The 17,872-nt window shown below is 68.8% G+C and carries 12 protein-coding genes; 8 read left to right on the top strand and 4 right to left on the bottom strand.

Annotation, left to right across the window (positions count from 1 at the left end; genetic code table 11):
- Positions 1 to 10 precede the first annotated feature (10 nt).
- Positions 11 to 745, bottom strand: a complete 735-nt coding sequence (pcaH, locus tag GNX71_RS28120) for a protocatechuate 3,4-dioxygenase subunit beta (RefSeq protein WP_206175461.1) — start codon at positions 743 to 745, stop codon at positions 11 to 13.
- Between the two features lie 104 nt (positions 746 to 849).
- On the opposite strand from pcaH, the gene GNX71_RS28115 reads away from it, so the two are divergent.
- The gene (locus GNX71_RS28115; RefSeq protein WP_206175460.1) at positions 850 to 1,833 is read left to right on the top strand and encodes a LysR substrate-binding domain-containing protein; all 984 of its coding nucleotides are present in this window, start codon (positions 850 to 852) and stop codon (positions 1,831 to 1,833) included.
- On the opposite strand, the gene GNX71_RS28110 is transcribed toward GNX71_RS28115, so the two are convergent.
- Both GNX71_RS28110 and GNX71_RS28105 read right to left on the bottom strand, forming a co-directional pair.
- Positions 1,834 to 2,268 carry a DUF1841 family protein gene (locus GNX71_RS28110; protein WP_007838777.1) on the bottom strand — a complete coding sequence of 145 codons (435 nt, stop codon included), beginning with the start codon at positions 2,266 to 2,268 and terminating at the stop codon, positions 1,834 to 1,836.
- A 404-nt stretch (positions 2,269 to 2,672) separates the two neighbouring features.
- A complete protein-coding gene (locus GNX71_RS28105; protein ID WP_206175459.1) occupies positions 2,673 to 3,716 on the bottom strand; it encodes a hypothetical protein in 1,044 nt (347 codons plus the stop codon).
- A 3-nt stretch (positions 3,717 to 3,719) separates the two neighbouring features.
- Between GNX71_RS28105 and GNX71_RS28100 the strand changes: the two genes are divergently transcribed.
- The 7 genes from GNX71_RS28100 (at position 3,720) to GNX71_RS28070 (ending at position 16,388) form a co-directional block, all read left to right on the top strand.
- Entirely contained in the window at positions 3,720 to 7,481 is a 3,762-nt protein-coding gene (locus tag GNX71_RS28100) for a hypothetical protein (protein WP_206175458.1), read from the top strand.
- A gap of 86 nt (positions 7,482 to 7,567) precedes the next feature.
- A complete protein-coding gene (locus GNX71_RS28095) occupies positions 7,568 to 8,074 on the top strand; it encodes an OmpA family protein (RefSeq protein WP_206175457.1) in 507 nt (168 codons plus the stop codon).
- A gap of 117 nt (positions 8,075 to 8,191) precedes the next feature.
- A complete protein-coding gene (locus GNX71_RS28090; protein WP_206175456.1) occupies positions 8,192 to 11,275 on the top strand; it encodes a Mur ligase family protein in 3,084 nt (1,027 codons plus the stop codon).
- Entirely contained in the window at positions 11,272 to 11,550 is a 279-nt protein-coding gene (locus tag GNX71_RS28085; protein ID WP_206175455.1) for a hypothetical protein, read from the top strand. Before GNX71_RS28090 ends, GNX71_RS28085 begins: the two co-directional genes overlap by 4 nt.
- A gap of 91 nt (positions 11,551 to 11,641) precedes the next feature.
- Complete coding sequence (locus tag GNX71_RS28080) at positions 11,642 to 13,456, top strand: ATP-binding cassette domain-containing protein (RefSeq protein ID WP_206175454.1); 1,815 nt, start codon at positions 11,642 to 11,644, stop codon at positions 13,454 to 13,456.
- A 41-nt stretch (positions 13,457 to 13,497) separates the two neighbouring features.
- Entirely contained in the window at positions 13,498 to 14,820 is a 1,323-nt protein-coding gene (locus GNX71_RS28075) for an HlyD family type I secretion periplasmic adaptor subunit (protein ID WP_241027076.1), read from the top strand.
- Positions 14,817 to 16,388 (top strand): TolC family protein, encoded by a 1,572-nt coding sequence (locus GNX71_RS28070; RefSeq protein ID WP_206175453.1) that lies wholly within the window; start codon positions 14,817 to 14,819, stop codon positions 16,386 to 16,388. The genes GNX71_RS28075 and GNX71_RS28070 overlap by 4 nt, the downstream gene beginning before the upstream one ends.
- A gap of 20 nt (positions 16,389 to 16,408) precedes the next feature.
- Here GNX71_RS28070 and GNX71_RS28065 read toward each other — a convergent pair whose 3' ends face one another.
- Positions 16,409 to 17,842 (bottom strand): sigma-54 dependent transcriptional regulator, encoded by a 1,434-nt coding sequence (locus GNX71_RS28065; RefSeq protein WP_206175452.1) that lies wholly within the window; start codon positions 17,840 to 17,842, stop codon positions 16,409 to 16,411.
- Positions 17,843 to 17,872 lie beyond the last annotated feature (30 nt).

The raw sequence follows: 17,872 nt of genomic DNA, 5'->3' as shown, positions 1-17,872 counted from the left end.
GGAATTCCTTTCAGCGGTTCTCGAACGGGGTCTCGTCCGCGCCGCGCAGCACGATGTCGAACTGGTAGCCCAGCGCATAGCCCTCTTCGGTGATGTCGAGGCTGAAGTCGGCCACGAGCCGGTTGCGGTAGCGCTCGGGGGTGCCGGTGATCATCGGGTCGTACTGCATGAGCGGGTCGCCGGGGAAGTACATCTGCGTGACCAGGCGGCTCGCGAAGCTCTGGCCGAACAGCGACAGGTGGATGTGCTGCGGGCGCCAGGCGTTCGGATGGTTGCCCCACGGGTAGGCGCCGGGCTTGATGGTGAGGAAGCGGTAGCGGCCTTCGCTGTCGGTCAGGCACCGGCCCGCGCCGAGGAAGTTGGGGTCCAGCGGCGCATCGTGCTGGTCGACCTTGTGCACGTAGCGTCCGGACGCATTGGCCTGCCAGAGCTCGACCAGCGTGTTGGCGACCGGGCGGCGGCGCTCGTCGAGCACCTGGCCGGTGAGGATCATGCGTTCGCCCAGCGGCTCGCCGTTCTTGCGTGCGTTGCGGGTGAGGTCGTGGTCGAACTCGCCGATGCTGTCGTGGCCGTACACGGGCTGCTGCAGCTCGCCGAGCGACGCCTTCAGCGGGATCAGCGGCTTCTGCGGGCCGCGCTTGCCCGTGGACTTGTAGCCCGGGTAGATGTAGGCGGGGTGGGCTTCCCAGTCGCGCGGGGTGAGCGTGGCGATCGGGCTGCCGGCGCCCTTGGTCTTGGTCAACATGTGCGTTGTCTCCTGTCGTGGGACGAATTCTCGAGCCGTCACTTTAGAAGCGTGGTTCGATGATGTAAATTGAAGATTGCGCCAGTTTTCATAACCAACAGTCATTGAACAAGCCCACCGACCTTCGCCAGGATTTCGTCCGCAACGTGCAGCTGCGGCACTTGCGCACCTTCGTCGCCGTGGCGCAGGAGCGCCACCTGGCGCGCGCGGCGTCGCGGCTCGCGCTGAGCCAGCCGGCGGTGTCGAAGACGCTTTCCGAGCTCGAGGCCATCGTGGGCACGCGCCTGGTCGATCGCAGCCAGGCCGGCCGCCGTGGGGTGCAGGGGCTCACGCCGGCCGGCGAGCAGCTGCTGGCGCACGCGCTGCGCGTGCTCGAAGCGCTCGACGCCAGCGCCGAGGCGGTGGCGCCGACGGCGGGCGGCCGCGTCGAGCGCCTGCGCATCGGCGCGCTGCCGAGCGTGGCGCCTGCGCTGTTGCCGTCGGCACTGGCGCGGCTGCGGGCGCATTGGCCCGCCGCGCAGATCGCGGTGAAGAGTGCCGCGAACGCGGTGCTGCTCGACGAACTGCGTGCCGGCGAACTCGACCTGGTGGTGGGCCGCATGAGCGATCCGCGCCTGATGGGAGGCTTGAGCTTCGAGCTGCTGTACACCGAGCCGCTGGTGTTCGCGGTGCGCGCCGGCCATCCGCTCGCGCTCAAGCCGGCGCCGGTGCAGGCGGTGCTCGACTATCCGCTGGTGGTGTACGGCGAGGGCACGATCCCGCGCCACAACACCGAGAGCTTTCTCTCGGCGCGCGGCCTGGTGCTGCCGACGAATGCGCTGCAGACGCTCGACGTGGGCGTGGCGGGCGCGTTGGTCGCGGTGTCGGATGCGGTCTGGATCACGCCGCTCGGCGCCGCGCGCGGCGAGCTCGCGCAAGGCCGGCTCGTGCGCCTGCGCATCGACACCGCGGGGACCGAAGAGCCGGTCGGCCTGCTGTTGCGCAGTGATGCCGAAGCCTCGTCGCTGCGCGTTGCGATGGCCGCGTTGCTGCGCGAAGGCGCGAAGCAGCAGGGCGTGTTGCCATCGCGGAGTAAGCAGAAACCCTGATCAGTCCTTGGTCGCGCGGCGCTGCACGCAAGCGACGTAGCCTTCGCCATCGGGCGGGCGCCCTGCGCGCTGGCTCTCCCACATCATCTGACCGAGGCAATCCATCGCCTCGTGATGCGCATGCAGCAGCGAGCCGCGGCGCGCCGCCAGCAGCTCGACGGCCTGGCGGATGCCTCGCGGCTGGTCGATGGAGCACTGCTCGCTGATCGACAGATGCATCGACAAATGAAGGAACGGGTTCTCGCGGCCGTTCGATCCGTCGTACACGCGCGCCACGGCGGCATCGGCATCGGCCAGGTCCTCGTGGTACTCGGGGTGCTCGTCGATCCAGCCGGCGGCAATGGTCTCGAGCGCTTCCATCGGAAGGCCCTGCCGGTGCTTGGCGTACACGTCGCAGAAGAAGCGGCGCACGTCTTCCTGGGAGGGGTTGAACATATATATGCAGACAAGAAGAAGAGAGTGAAGAAAGCGTGCGGAGGAAATCACTCGAAAGGCCATCGCGCAACGGCCTTCGCAGCAGCCGGAACGCGCGCGGCGTTCCGGGTACGGGGCGTTACATCGTTACGTAACGAATCGCGAAATGACCTCCTTACGCGCTGTTTCGATGTGCGGCCGCGCCGAGGTTTTTCAAAAATTTCTCATGTAAATCAACGACTTGAATCCTTTACGGAGCTTCGTTGGCAAGGCCTGCAAAAAGCGGCACGCAAGTTGCCCCTGTACATGCATCTTTTGTCACAGAGGCTGCCATGAACGCTCCACAAGCATCGACCGATTCGACCGAAGGACTTGCCGCTAGCAGCGCAGCTCCTGTGGTTCTCGCCCAGGCCACCGTCACTCCGCTAGGCAGTCCTGCCGCGATGAGTTCGATGGCTCCCGCCGCCCCTTCCGGGCCTGCCAGCATCGGCACATTGTCCAATGCTACGCCCGGCACTGCCGTGATGCGCGACGGTGTCCGCATCCCGGTGGACGGCAACCAGACATTGATTGCGGGTGATCGCGTGATCGTTCCGCAGGACGGACATGCCAACGTCCTGTTCCCCGGCTCGGCTTCCAACAAGGCGCCGCTGGCCGGCGTCTTCACCGGCGGCACCGATGCGACCATCGGCTCGACCAAGCTGCCCGGCGGCCTCGAACAAGTGAATGTGGATGTGGCCTCGGGTGACCTGCAGGTCACCCCGCCCGACAGCGATGCAGACGCAGCAGCCTTGGCCGTGACCAAGAAGCTCGCGGGCGGCAGCGGCATCGGCCTGGGCGAATTCGCGCTGGGTGCACTGGGCGCTGCGGCCCTGGGCGCCGCGCTGAGCGGCGGTGGCGATGGCGGCAGCAGCGGCGTGCCGTTCCTGGTTCCTGGCGTGGGCGATGGCGGCGATGCTGATGCCGACGCGGATGCTGACGCCGATGCGGATGCAGACGGTGATGCCGATGCGGACGCTGATGCCGACGCTGATGCTGATGCTGATGCTGATGCTGATGCTGATGCTGATGCTGATGCCGATGCCGATGCCGATGCCGATGCAGACGCCGATGCTGATGCTGATGCTGATGCTGATGCTGATGCTGATGCTGATGCTGATGCTGATGCTGACGCCGATGCCGATGCCGATGCCGATGCCGATGCCGATGCCGATGCTGATGCAGACGCCGATGCCGATGCAGACGCCGATGCTGATGCCGACGCTGATGCCGACGCTGACGCCGATGCAGACGCCGATGCCGATGCCGATGCCGATGCCGATGCCGATGCCGATGCCGATGCCGATGCCGATGCCGATGCCGATGCCGATGCCGATGCCGATGCTGATGCAGATGCTGATGCTGATGCTGATGCAGATGCAGACGCAGACGCAGACCACCTGCTCGACCCAGCCGACAACCTCGTCCACGGCGTGGTCGACGCGATCGACGACACCCTCGGCCTGGGCGGCGTCCTGGCACCCGTGTCCGGTGTGGTCGACGGTGTGACCGATGTGGTCGACAGCGTGCTCGCTCCGCTATTCGGTTCCGAATTCACCCCGAACGACCCCAACGAGTTCGACCCGGTGGACAACGCCGTGGAGAACATCCTCGATCCGCTGGGCGAGACGCTCAGCCCCATCGTGGACAACATCCTGGGCGAAGGCGTGACCGATGCGCTGCTCGGCTCGCTGCTGGGCCAGGTCGACTACGTGACCGACGGCCTGAGCAACCTGCTCGGCGGTGACGGCCCGCTGGGCGGCGTGACCGCGGGCCTCGGCCTGGACGGCCTGCTGGGCGACGACGGCCTCATCGGCGGGCTGCTCGACGGCGTGCTGGGTGAGAACGGCCTCGTCGGCGGCCTCCTGGGCGACGACGGCCTGATCGGCGGCCTCCTGGGCGACGACGGTCTCGTCGGCGGCCTGCTCGGCGACGACGGCGCGCTGGGCGGCCTCCTGGGCAACCTGCTGGGCGACGACGGCGCCCTGGGCGGCCTGCTCGGCGAAGACGGCCTGCTCGGCGGCCTCGTGGGCGGTGTGCTCGGTGCGGATGGCCTGCTGGGCAGCCTGCTCGGCGACGACAGCGCCCTCGGCGGCCTGCTGGGCGACGACGGCCTGGTCGGCGGCCTCCTCGGCGAAGACGGCCTGCTCAGCAACCTGCTGGGTGAAGACGGTCTGGCCGGTGGCCTGCTCGGTGCCGATGGCCTTCTGGGTGGCCTGCTCGGTGAAGACGGTCTCCTCGGCGGCGTGCTGGGCGAAGGCGGCCCGCTGGGCGGCGTGCTCGGCGGCGACGGCCTGCTCGGCGGTCTCCTCGGTGAAGACGGTCTGCTGGGCGGCCTGCTCGGCGACGATGGATTGGTAGGCGGCCTGCTCGGTGAAGACGGCCTCCTCGGCAGCGATGGCCTGCTGGGCGGTCTGCTCGGCAACGACGGCCTCGTGGGTGGCCTGCTCGGCGACGACGGCCTCCTCGGTGGCCTGCTGGGTGACGACGGCCTCGTCGGCGGCCTGCTCGGCAACGACGGTCTGCTGGGCGGCGTGCTCGGCGACGACGGTCTGGTCGGTGGTCTGCTGGGCGGCGACGGCCTCGTGGGCGGCCTGCTCGGCGACGACGGTCTCCTCGGTGGTCTCCTGGGCGATGACGGCATCGTCGGCGGCCTGCTCGGCAGCGACGGCCTTGTCGGCGGTCTGCTCGGACCGGACGGCCTGGCTGGCGGCCTGCTCGGCGAAGACGGCATCGTCGGTGGCCTGATCGGCGAAGACGGCCTCCTGGGCGGTCTGCTCGGCGGCATCCTGGACGGCATCGGCGGCGGCAACCCCGGCACGCCTGGCGGCCCGGCCCTGCTCGATCCGACCGACGGCATCGTGGGCGGCATCGTCGGTGGCCTGAACAACGGCGTGCTCGGCGACCTGGGACTCGGCGACCTGCTGACCCCGGTGGTCGGCCTCACCGACAACGTCACCGACGTGGTCGACGGCCTGCTGGCCCCGATCTTCGGCGACGTGTTCACCCCGAACAATCCCAACGTCCTCGACCCGGTCGACGGCGTGGTGGACCAGGTGACGGACGGCGTGAGCGGCCTGCTGAGCCCGCTGACCGACCAGCTGCTCGGCGCGGGAACGACGGGGGCGCTGCTGAATGCGGTGGACACGCAAGTGGACTTCCTCACCGACGGCGTGGCGCACCTGCTGGACGGCGACCTGCTCGGCGGTGTGCTGGGTGACGACGGCCTGCTGGGCGGCTTGCTCGGCGGCGACGGCGGTCTCCTCGGCGGTGTCCTGGGTGACGACGGCCTGCTGGGCGGCTTGCTCGGCGGCGACGGCGGCCTCCTCGGCGGTGTTCTGGGTGACGACGGTCTGCTGGGCGGCTTGCTCGGTGGTGACGGCGGCCTCCTCGGCGGCGTGCTGGGTGATGACGGCCTGCTGGGCGGCTTGCTCGGCGGCGACGGCGGCCTCCTCGGTGGCGTCCTGGGTGACGACGGTCTGCTGGGCGGCTTGCTCGGTGGTGACGGCGGCCTCCTCGGCGGCGTGCTGGGTGATGACGGCCTGCTGGGCGGCTTGCTCGGCGGCGACGGCGGCCTCCTCGGTGGCGTCCTGGGTGACGACGGTCTGCTGGGCGGTTTGCTCGGCGGCGACGGCGGCCTCCTCGGCGGTGTCCTGGGTGACGACGGTCTGCTGGGCGGTTTGCTCGGCGGCGACGGTGGTCTCCTCGGCGGTGTCCTGGGTGACGACGGCCTGCTGGGCGGTTTGCTCGGCGGCGACGGTGGTCTCCTCGGCGGTGTCCTGGGTGACGACGGCCTGCTGGGCGGTTTGCTCGGCGGCGACGGCGGTCTACTCGGCGGCGTGCTGGGTGACGACGGTCTGCTGGGCGGTTTGCTCGGCGGCGACGGCGGCCTCCTCGGCGGTGTCCTGGGCGACGACGGTCTGCTGGGCGGCTTGCTCGGCGGTGACGGTGGTCTCCTCGGCGGCATCCTTGGCGATGACGGCCTCGTAGGCGGCCTGTTGGGTGACGACGGCCTCCTGGGCGGCGTCCTCGGCGGTGACGGCGGTCTGCTCGGCGGCATCCTGGGTGACGACGGCCTCCTGGGCGGTGTCCTCGGCGGTGACGGTGGTCTGCTCGGCGACGTCCTCGGCGGCGACGGCGGCTTGCTCGGCGGCATCCTGGGTGACGACGGCCTCCTGGGCGGTGTCCTCGGCGGTGACGGTGGTCTGCTCGGCGGCGTCCTCGGCGGCGACGGCGGCCTGCTCGGCGGCATCCTGGGTGACGACGGCCTCTTGGGCGGCGTCCTCGGCGGTGACGGTGGTCTGCTCGGCGGCGTCCTGGGTGGCGACGGCGGCCTGCTCGGCGGCATCCTGGGTGACGACGGCCTCCTGGGCGGTGTCCTCGGCGGTGACGGTGGTCTGCTCGGCGGCGACGGCGGTTTGCTCGGCGGCATCCTGGGTGACGACGGCCTCCTGGGCGGTGTCCTCGGCGGTGACGGTGGTCTGCTCGGCGGCGTCCTCGGCGGCGACGGCGGTTTGCTCGGCGGCATCCTGGGTGACGACGGCCTCCTGGGCGGTGTCCTCGGCGGTGACGGCGGTCTGCTCGGCGGTGTCCTCGGCGGCGACGGCGGCTTGCTCGGCGGTGTCCTGGGTGACGACGGCCTCCTGGGCGGTGTCCTCGGCGGTGACGGTGGTTTGCTCGGCGGCGTCCTCGGCGGCGACGGTGGCCTCCTCGGCGGCGTGCTCGGTAGCGACGGCCTTGTCGGCGGCCTGCTCGGCAACGATGGCCTGGTCGGCGGCCTCCTGGGCGACGACGGCCTCGTGGGCAACCTGCTGGGCAACGACGGTCTCGTCGGCAGCCTGCTGGGTCAGGACGGTCTGGTGGGTGGATTGCTCGGCGGCCTCCTGGGCAGCGACGGTCCGGTCGCCAACATCCTGCAGCCGGTCTCCGATGTGGCAAGCAGCCTGACGGACACGGTCACTCCGATCGTCGCCACGGTGGCGGGTGCCGCCACCAGCGTGGTCGAGCCGGTGGCCGACATCCTGGCCGGCGCATCGGGTGCAGCGGCACCGGTGGTCGACACCGTGGCCACCGTGGTGAACACGGTCGACCACGCAGTCACCCCGCTGGTGACCGAGGTCGTGACCCCGATCACCAGCCTGGTCGAGCACGCGGCGTCGCCGGTGACCAACATCCTGCACGGCCTGCTGGGCTGATCAAAGAAAGAGCGAAGGAGAGAGGGAAGAGGGAAACCGCAGACAGGGACAGACCGGCCACCGGTCTGTCCCGCGAAAGGATTGATATGAAAAAGAATTTCCGGATATTGGCCATCGTTGCGCTCGGGGCCAGCCTCGTCGCCTGCGGTACGGGGCCCAAGAGCGGCCGCGACGACGCGAATTACTACTACTCGAACAAGGGCGCGGCCGCGGTGGCCAAGGTGGAGCCGGCGCCCCCGGCGCCGATACAGAACGGCCCGGCCGGCGTGCCGAAGATCGTGTACTTCGACTTCGACAAATACAACATCCGTCCGCAGGACCAGCGGATCGTGGATGCGCATGCGAGCTTCATGAAGAACCGCTCGACGAGCCGCGTGGTCATCGAAGGCCACACCGACTCGCGCGGCGGCCGCGAATACAACCTCGCGCTGGGGCAGCGCCGTTCGGAGTCGGTGCAACGGGCGCTCACGCAGCTCGGCGTGCCGGCCGAGCGTGTCGAGGCCATCAGCTGGGGCATCGAAAAGCCCGCGTCCCTGGAAACCACCGAGGAGGGCTACCAGCTCAATCGCCGCGCCGAGTTCAGCTACCGCTGAAGCCGGAGTCCAAGCGATGACGTCGAAGGCAACAGTCTCCGGTCCGCGATTCCGTCGTCCAAGCGAGAGCAGATAGATGACGGACGCAGCCGGTCTCCCGCACTCGATCGGGGCCGAATGATGTCCTTTTCAGACCAGCTCCACGCCTGCCACGAACGCCTGGCGTCGGTGTGCGCGGCGCTGCCCGCCCCTTACCCGGCGTTCACGCTGTTCTTCTCGGTGAGCGACGGTTCACAGCGCGCGCACGTCGTGCATGCGCGGGCCGCCGAGTTCGAGACCGCATGGCGCGAAGGCGCCGACTTCGTCGAAGGCTGGGTGCGCGACCACGGTGTGGTCTCGCCCTGGCTTCGCATCGACTGGGTCGAGGGCGCGAGCCCGATGGACTGGGCGCAGTTCAAGACCCAGCTCACCGCCGTCAAGCGCAACTACTTCCGTCTGGGCCTGGCCTTCGACAAGGATTTCGAGATCGCCTTCACCGAGCAGGAGCTCAACGCCAACGCGATGCTGGCCGGCGACTCGACCATCGCGCATGCGGTGATGAACCCGCGCAACTTCGAGGCCTACGGACAGGCGCGCTTCCAGCGCACGCTCGCACTCGACATGCCGACGGACCAACCGGTCTACCTGCTGGCGACCGTGGGCGTGTTCTGCCAGCCCGACGGCGTGGTGCACAAGCTCATCGGCACGGGGCTCGATGCGGGCCGCCGCCAGCTGCCGGCGCTGAATCCGCAGTCGGCGCTGGACCTCGTGCGCAGCGGCTCGGCCTACCTCGCGCGCCAGGTGCAGAGCGACGGACTCTTCGTGTACGGCTACTTCCCGTGCTTCGACCGCCGCATCCCGACCTACGACGCGATGCGCCATGCGAGCGCGATCCACGCCATGCTCGAAGCATGGGAGGTCACGCGCGACGAAACCCTGCGCTCGGCCGTCGACCGCGCGCTCGACCACCTCACCAACTGGCTGATCCGCGACTACCAGCTCGCCGACGGCCGCGAGGTGGCCTTCCTCGTGGACACCGGCGGGGAGATCAAGCTCGGCGGCAACGCCGCCTGCGTGCTTGCACTGGTGAAGTACTGCGAGCTCATGGACACGCGCCGCTGGCTGCCGCTGCTGGAAAAGCTGGCGCTGGGCATCGTGTCGCTGCAGGACCCGGCCACCGGCCGCTTCAACCACGTGCTGCACGCCACCGACCTGGCGGTGAAGCAGGCTTCGCGCGTCATCTACTACGACGGCGAAGCGGCCTACGGACTCATGCGGCTCTACGGCCTCACGCGCGACGCGCGCTGGCTGGCCGCGGTCGAGAAGGCATTCGATCATTTCATCGCGAGCCAGCACTGGCAGGCGCACGACCACTGGTTGAGCTGCTGCGTCAACGAGCTCACGCACTGGAGCCCGCAGGAAAAGTACTTCCGCTTCGGGCTGCAGAACGTCGCGGGATATCTCGACTTCGTGCTCGACCGCAAGACCACCTTCCCGACGCTGCTCGGGCTCATGCTGGCCGCGCAGCAGATGCTCCAGCGGCTGGAGGGCATGCCCGCGATGCGGCACCTGCTCGACGAGCTGGACACCGAGAAGTTCTACCGCGCGCTCGACTACCGCGCCCACTACCTGCTCAACGGCTTCTTCTGGCCGGAGGTGGCGATGTATTTCCGGCGGCCGTCCACCGTCGTCGGATCCTTCTTCATCCGGCATCACGCGTTCCGTGTGCGCATCGACGACGTCGAGCAGTACGTGTCGGGTTTCGCGTCGTACCACCGCTACCTGATCGAGCGCCGCGTGCCGCAGGGCGTGAGCAGCCTGGCAGGCAATCCGCGGGACGATGGCGCCACCTGGACCGCGAGCGAAATGGCGCGCGTGACCGGCGGCGAATGGGTGGTGCGCCCCGAAGACGGCTGGCGCGCGAGCGGCGTGACGCAGCGCTCCTTCATGCGCAAGGGCCGCGTGGTGTTCGAGAACCAGACGCGCCCGTCGAAGACGCCGCTCGCGGCCGTCACGCTCAAGGGCGTCTTGCAGCCGGCCGCGGCGGTGCTGTGCACCGACCCCAAGCCGCACCTGGACAAGCGCGTGCCGGTGCTCAAGGTGCCGAACGTGCTGCAAGCGGTGTTGCAGCTGGGCGAGCATGCGCGCACCGAATTCACCGGCCGCGTCTGCGGCGTGCTGGGCAACGGCACCGGCAGCAGCACCGTGGCCGCCATGATGGCCGGCGCGCTCACCGTGTGGGGCGAGGTCGGGCAGCCCGAAGGCAACATCAGCCTGCCCTCGGGCATCGCGTGGAACCTCACCTGCATGCCCCGGCATGCGGCCTACTGGGTGCTGGAGATGGGCACCTCGCACATGCCGGCGTCGTCGCAACTGGTGCGGCCTTCGTTGGTGGTGGTGACCGGGCTCTCGGCCGCATCGCAGAAGCACCGCGGCCCCTCGGACGCCGCCGCGCGCATGGACGCCCGGATCTTCCAGGGCATGGCCGCCGGCGACAGCGTGGTGCTCAACCGCGACATGCCCGAATTCGCGACCTTCGCCGAAGCCGCGATGGCGCACCAGCTGCAGATCGTGACCTACGGCGAGCACAAGGACGCCGACGTGCGCCTGCTCGCCTTCGACCACGGCGAGGTGCAGGCGCAGGTGGCGGGCGAGCCCTTCCAGCTGCGGCTCAATGCGCCGGGCCGCCACATGGGCGCCGCCGCCGTCGCCGCGCTCGGCGCGCTGCAGGCGCTGCGCCTGCCGCTGGCCGCGGCCGTGGAGCCCTTCGCGCACTTCGAGCCGCCGGGCGGACGCGGCGCGCTGCACACCATTCACATCGGCGGCGGAAGCTTCAAGCTGATCGATGAAACCTACGACGCCAACCCGAGCTCGATGCGGGCGGCGCTTGAATTGCTGTCACAAGCCCCCTGCGAACCTGCGCGACGTGTCGCCATCCTCGGCGACATGCAGGAGCTGGGTCCCGCGGCGCAACGCCATCACCTCGATCTGGAGGAAGAGTTGCTGGCGTCGCAGCCCGACCGGGTGCTGCTGTGCGGTCCGCTCATGCGGGCGCTGCACGCGAGCATTCGTACCAAGGTCCGTTCGCACTGGTTCGTGGACGTGTCGGACCTGTCGACCGCATTGGGCGGTCTGCTGCAACCGGGCGACTGGGTGCTGGCCAAGAGTTCAGCGGGTGTCGGTCTGTCCCGGCTCGCCCGGGTTTTGAAAGCACTGCCATGAGATGGAACGCATTGATTCACATGCCCTACGAACGCGACGTGGAGGCGCCGCGACGCTGGTGGCTGGGCTGGCTGCAACTGCTGTTCGCATGGGTGCTGTGCATGCTGTTGTGCGCCAACATCGCGCTGGTGCTGGCCGAGGGTTTGCCCGCGGTGCGAGGGGAGGCAACGGTGGACCGGCAGGCCGGCTGCACGGTCACACCAACGTCATCGCTGCGCGACACGAAGAATGAGCAACAGGTCGATCCGACAAAGGCAAGCGTGCCTCGATGCTGAGGTGCACAAAGCGCGAATTTTTGCCTTGTAACAGTTGGGTAACAGTCGATAATGACGCACGCGTCATTGCACGACGGATCGGCCCTTTCTCATGATCAAGTTTCTCTTGCCCAGCCAACTGGTTGCCGAAACGCCGGACGTCCCCGGTGCCAGTCCTTATGCGAAGGCCCTGAACACGGCGTTCCGCGCGGCCTACCCGCTCGTGAAGAGCGCGGCGTGGCGCTCGCTCCCCATCAGCCTGTTCGGGCTGCTGCCCTCCATCTTTCTCTTGCAGGTGTATGACCGCGTGCTCTCGCGCAGCGGCACCTCGACGCTCGCGGCGCTGGTGAGCGGCATCCTGTTCTTCCTGTGCATCGAGTTCTGGCTGCGCACGCGTCGTTCGCGCATGCTGCGCAATGCGGGCGCGATCATCGACCACGGCGTCTCGGGTGCGTTGCTGCAGTCGATGCTGGCGCGTCCGCTGCGCGCGCTCGAAGCGCGGCCGGCCTCGGTGTGGCAGCAGTACTTTCGCGACGTGGGCTCGGTGCGCGGCACCGTCACTGGCGGTCTTGCGCAATCGATCTTCGATCTGCCGATGGCGATCTTCGCGCTCGTGGTGATCGGCATCGTCGCCCTGCCGGTGCTGCCGGTGGTGGCCGCGTTCCTCGCGATCATGTCGTTCCTGGCCTGGTGGTGGGCCGACGAAGTGCGCGCCGGCCGCGTCGAGGAAGTGCAGCGCGGACGCGGCCTGGACCGCATGACCTCGGAGATCTGCAACGCGCGCGAAACGCTCAAGACGCAGGCCAACGACGGCCCCATCAGCGACATGTGGCGCCAGACCTACAACGCCTGGCTCACCGAGAGCTTCAGCAAGAACGGCCAGATCGAAACCGCGCGCGACGGCACCACGGTGCTGCTCACCGTCTTCTCGGTCGTGGTGGTGACCGTGGGCGCCATCTCGGTGATGGAACAGTGGATGACGGTGGGCGGCCTGGTCGCCTCCAACATGCTGGCGCTCAAGGCGCTGCAGCCGGTGGCCGGGCTGGTCTCGAACTGGCGCTCGCTGGCCACCGCGAAGGAAGCCGCCAAGCGCCTGGAAACCGTGCTGGGCGAGCAGGTCGAGAAGCCGCCCACGGGCATGACGCTGCCGCAGCCGCTGGGCCGCATCACGCTCAAGGACGTGAGCTTCAGCTTCACCGAGACCGCGCAGCAGCCGGTGCTCGAGAGCGTCGACCTGGACATCGGCCCGGGCGGGCTGCATGTGATCGTCGGGCGCAACGGCGCGGGCAAGTCGACGCTGGTGAAGCTCATCTCGGGCCTCTATGCGCCCACGCGCGGCATCGTGAGCATCGGCGAGTACGACCTGTCGCAGTTCGGCCGCGAAGAACTCTCCCGCTGGATCAGCTACCTCTCGCAGGAGGTCTACTGGTTCGGCGGCACGCTGATCGACACCATGCGGCGCGCCGCGCCCGGCCAGAGCGACGAGCAGATCGTCTCGGCCTGCAAGCTCTCGGGCGCGCACGACTTCATCTCGCGGCTGCCCGACGGCTACCGCACCATGGTCGGCGAAGGCGGCACCGGCGTCTCGGTGGGCGAACGCCGCAAGCTCGCCCTGGCCATGAGCTTCCTGCGCAAGCCCTCGGTGCTGGTGCTCGACGAGCCGAGCAACGACCTCGATTTTCAAAGCGAGCGCAACCTGCTCGCCACGCTGCTGGCGGTGGCCAAGGTGCGCACCGTGGTGGTGGTCACGCACTCGCTGCGCATCGTCTCGGCGGCCAGCGTGGTCTACCACGTGACCGGGCAGGGCGACGTCGAACAGGGCACCGCCGCGGTCATGGTGCCCAAGCTCTTCGGCGTGAAGAAGCCGCTGGTGGCGGTGGGCGACGAAGACAACGCGGGGGCTCCGGCCTCCCGCTCCATGGCGTGATGCTGCCTGCCTGCTTGACTCATGACGAGTGATTGGGGACCGTGAACTTGAAATCAGACCTGCCGCAGATTCTTCAGGATGAAGACCAGAAGCGCGCGGCGCAGACCTCGCCGCAAGGACGGCGGCGCCAGTGGATCATCGGCGGCGCGGTCGCCGTGCTGGCCCTGGTCGGCCTCGGCTTCCCGATGGAGACCGTGGTCGTTGCGCCGGGTCGCGTGATCCCCTCGGACCGCGTCAAGTCCATCCAGCATCTGGAAGGCGGCATCGTCAGCGCCGTGCTGGTGAAGGAGGGCGAAACGGTCAAGCAGGGCCAGTCGCTGGTCGAGATCGACCTGGGCGGCAGCGGCCTCAATTTCGAGGAACTCACCGCCCGCTACGCGGCCACGCAGGCCACCCGCATTCGCCTCATGGCCGAGAGCCGCGGCCAGCCGCTCAGCCGCCAGTCCTTCGCCGCCGACATCGACGAAAGCGTGTTCGAAGGCGAACTGGGCGCCTACCAGGCGCGCGCGCTCGAACAGCGCGGCGTGATGGCCGGCGCGGTGTCGGGGCTGGAGCAGGCGCGCAGCAAGCAGCTGGAGCAGCAGGCCAAGGTGAAGGGCCTCGGCGACCGGCTCGAGTTGATGCAGAAGGAGCTCGAGATCTCCGAGCAACTGCTCAGCGAGAAACTGGTCGGCCAGGTCGAAGTGCTGGAGAAGCGCCGGCAGGCCGAGGGCGTGCGCAGCGAACTCGCGGTGGCGCGCCAGGGCGTGATTTCCGCCAACGCCGCCATCACCGAATCCCAGGCCAAGATGGCCGAGGCCGAAGGCCGTTACCGCCGCCGCGCCTCGGACGAACTGGCCACCGTCGAACGGCAGTTCGCCAGCCTTAGCGAAGACCTGGCGCGCGCTCGCACGCAGCGTTCGCGCACCGTGGTGAAGGCACCGTCGGACGGCATCGTCAAGGGCCTGCGCAGCTCCAGCCCCGGCTGGGTCGTGAAGCCCGGCGAGTCCATCCTCGAAGTGGTGCCCGACAAGGACGAGATCATGGTCGAGGCGCGGCTCAACCCGAACGACCGCGGCTTCGTGGAGGTCGGCCAGTCGGCGCGCGTGAAGATCACCGCCTACGACTACCTGCGCTACGGCGCCGTCGAAGGCAAGGTGATGCTGGTGGCCGCCGATGCCGACCGCGACGCGGCCATCTCGCAAGGTGCGCCGTACTACCGCCTGCTGATCAGCATGTCGCAGTCGCATGTGGGCCGCACGGAGAACCGCATCACCGCCGGCATGGAGTCCGAAGTCGACCTGCGCGTCGGCACCGATCCGTTCATCTGGTACATCCTTCGTCCAGTGCTCAAGTTGCGGCGCGAAGCCTTCCGCGAGCCATGAAGGAGCGCAACGCTACAGGCCGGCGCCGCACGGGCACCGGGGTGCTGTGCGCAGCACTGTGCGCGAGCTTCGCGCTTCCGCCGACGACGGCGTTTGCGCAGGAAGAAGGAGACGGCTCGCCGCCGCCATCGCTCTCGCTCTCGCGCCGCCTCTCGACGCCGTCCATCGGCGCCGCGAGCTACGCCCAGCGCGTGAAGCAGGCGCTGATCACGCTCTCGCAGGAGTACCCCGAGGTGCAGACGGCCCAGGCCGCCGCCGCCACCAGCAGCTACAGCGTCGATGCCGCCAAGCAGGCGCGCTACCCGCGCTTCAAGATCGGCACCTCGTCCGGCAACTACAACAGCGGCGCGGACAACGCCAAGACCCAGAGCTACACCGTGCTCACCGCCGAAGCGCGCGTGAGCCTGATCGATGGCGGTGCGATGAGCGCCGCGCAGCGCGCCGCCGAGGCCGGCAACAAGGCCGACGACGAAGCGGTCATCACCACATCGCAGAAAGTGGTGCTGGACGCGCTCACCGCCTACCTGCAGGTGCAGCGCTTCGACCTGAAAAAGCAGATCGCGCACCGCGCCACCGAGGTGGTGGCGGAGCTCTCGAAGGCGGAAGCCCGCCGCGTCGCGCTCGGCGTGTCGGGCGACAACGACCTCAACATGGCCGCCTCGCGCCGCGCCCTGGTGGCCGCGCGCGAATCCGATTTTGAAGCCCAGCGCGACGAGGCGCTCGCGAAGTTCCGCAACTACTTCAAGTTCTCGCCCAACACCGAGTCGTTGCCCGTGCTCGCGGCGCCGCTGCAGTGGCGCATCGGCTCGCAGGAAGAAGCGCTGCGGCGCGCCGAGAGCCGCAGCACCGAGATCGCCGAAGCGCAGGGCCGCATCGATCGCGCGAGGGCGCTGGTCGATCAGCAGGAGTCCAGCCTCTACCCGACGCTCGACGCCGTGGTCGTGAAGAGCAAGGACCCGCGCGGCGTGTCGCCGCAGGACCCGACGCGCGCGGCCTTCGAGCTCAACTGGAACTTCGGCAACGGCTTCGACCGGCAGCTGCGCCTGAGGAGCGCGCTCGCCGAAGTCGCCAACCAGGAAGCCAAGCTCGAAGGCGTGAAGAACAACCTGTTCGAGCTCACCTCGGCGTCATGGGCCCGCACCGTCTCGGGACGTGAGCGAGAGAAGCAGCTCATGGAGGCCGTCAGCACCTCGGGCCAGGCCTTCCGCGGCCGCCGCCGCCTGATGGAATTCGGCCGCGAGACCCTGCCCAAGGTGCTCGACGCGCAGCTGGACTACTACACGCTGCTGTTCGACTACGTCGACGGTGTCTTCGACCTGCGCATTTCCGAGCTGCGCCTGGCGCGCACCACCGGCGAACTGCGCATCGAGCCCGACGGAACCAACAACTGGCTCGACCGCATCTTCGGCCCGCCGAACCGGTCCGTGATCACCGAGGATGGTTTGCTGTCGGCGCTGTGCATCTCGAGCAACTCGGCCTGCCCGAACGAGCCGGTCGTCGAACGCTCGCCGGGCGCCGCGGCCAACAACCCGCCGCTGCGCCGCACGCCCCGCCTGATGCCCCGCTGAGGGCAACGGGGCGGGGTCGATCAGGCGTCCTCTGGGATGCCCGGTTCGCCGTCGAGGATCTGGTACTTGCGCATCTTTTCCCACAGCACCTTGCGGCTGATGCCCAGGTGCTGCGCGGTGTCCTGGCGCTTCCAGTCGTTGATCTCGAGCGCCGCGATGATGCGGTTGCGCTCGCTGCTGTTCCAGCCCTTGCGGTCGCCGTTGCTGTCGAGCGCGACACCGCCACCACCGCCGCTGCCGCCACCGCCGTTCCTGTCGGCCGAGATCGCCGGCGCGGGCGTGCCGCGCGTCAACGCGATGGCGCGCTGGATCAGGTTCTGGTCCCAGCCGCGCAGCTGCCGCGCGATCACGCCCACGCGCTCCGCGAGGTTGCGCAGCTGTCGCACATTGCCGGGGAAATAGGTTTCGGCCACCGCATCGCTGAGCCAATGCGGCGTTTCGCCCAGCGTCTCGAGTTCGTCGCCGAGCACGTTGCCCAGCAGCGCCTTGAAGATCGCGATCTTGTCGACCTCGCCGCGCTCTTCGAGACTCGGCACATGCAGCTCGATCACCGCGAGCCGGTAGAAAAGGTCGGCGCGGAACTCGCCGCTCGCCACCATCTCGCGCAGGTTGCGGTTGGTCGCCGCCACGAGCCGAAAGTCGACACGGATCGGCGATGTGGCCCCGAGCCGCGTGACCGCGTTGTCTTCGAGCACGCGCAGCAGCTTGACCTGCTGGTAGCGCGGCAGGTCTCCGATTTCGTCGAGAAACAGCGTGCCGCCCGTGGCCTGCTCGAAGTAGCCGCGGTGCGCATGCACGGCACCGGTGAACGAGCCCTTGGTGTGGCCGAAGAACAGCGACTCGAAAAGACCGTCGGGAATCGCACCGCAGTTCACCGCCACGAATGCGCCCTTGCTGTACGACCCGTGCCCGAGGTGCAGCTGCTGCGCAATGCGCTCCTTGCCCACGCCGGTTTCACCGCGCACCAGCACTGGATGGTTGCAGTCGGCAAAGGCCCCCACTTCGGCGAGCAGCGCCTTCATCGCTTCGGAATGCGCCACCAGCACATCGGGCGCCTGCGGCGCGATATCGCGCGCGCGCAACTGCCGCACCAGCTTCGCGACCAGCGTGCGCAACTCGGCGCAGGTGAAGTCGTAGGGCAGGACGTGCAGGTACTCGGGCGGATAGGTCCGCGAGTCGCGCTCGCGCGAACCCGCAGCGACCCAGATGACGGGCATGCCCTGGAGGAATTCGGTGGCGTGCGCGAGGCCGCCGCTGTCGATGACGGTGACGCTGATGATCGCGACGGCAGGACGCATCGCCGCACCGCGCTCCTGCTGCGGGGGCGGCAGGCCGTCGGCCCGGGTGACTTCCACGTCGAAGCTCGCCATGCACCGCGCGATGCGGTCAAGGATGTCGGCTTTGCCTTCCCAGACAAAGAGGTCGAGTTCGTCGAAATGGGCGGGGGAATTCATCAGGTTTGCGTTCTCTGCGCCGGTGGGCGC

The organism is Variovorax sp. RKNM96, assembly GCF_017161115.1.
In the GTDB taxonomy this organism is placed as follows: domain Bacteria; phylum Pseudomonadota; class Gammaproteobacteria; order Burkholderiales; family Burkholderiaceae_C; genus Variovorax.
Note: the sequence above shows the minus strand (reverse complement) of the source record. Positions and strands in the feature narration are given on the sequence as shown.

What these genes read in the sequence shown, in the direction of transcription:
- GNX71_RS28080 (WP_206175454.1), top strand. Translation starts at nt 11,642, where the DNA reads ATGATCAAGTTTCTCTTGCCCAGCCAACTGGTTGCCGAAACGCCGGAC.
- GNX71_RS28065 (WP_206175452.1), bottom strand. Translation starts at nt 17,842, where the DNA reads ATGAATTCCCCCGCCCATTTCGACGAACTCGACCTCTTTGTCTGGGAA.
- GNX71_RS28090 (WP_206175456.1), top strand. Translation starts at nt 8,192, where the DNA reads ATGATGTCCTTTTCAGACCAGCTCCACGCCTGCCACGAACGCCTGGCG.
- GNX71_RS28085 (WP_206175455.1), top strand. Translation starts at nt 11,272, where the DNA reads ATGAGATGGAACGCATTGATTCACATGCCCTACGAACGCGACGTGGAG.
- GNX71_RS28110 (WP_007838777.1), bottom strand. Translation starts at nt 2,268, where the DNA reads ATGTTCAACCCCTCCCAGGAAGACGTGCGCCGCTTCTTCTGCGACGTG.
- GNX71_RS28095 (WP_206175457.1), top strand. Translation starts at nt 7,568, where the DNA reads ATGAAAAAGAATTTCCGGATATTGGCCATCGTTGCGCTCGGGGCCAGC.
- pcaH (WP_206175461.1), bottom strand. Translation starts at nt 745, where the DNA reads ATGTTGACCAAGACCAAGGGCGCCGGCAGCCCGATCGCCACGCTCACC.
- GNX71_RS28070 (WP_206175453.1), top strand. Translation starts at nt 14,817, where the DNA reads ATGAAGGAGCGCAACGCTACAGGCCGGCGCCGCACGGGCACCGGGGTG.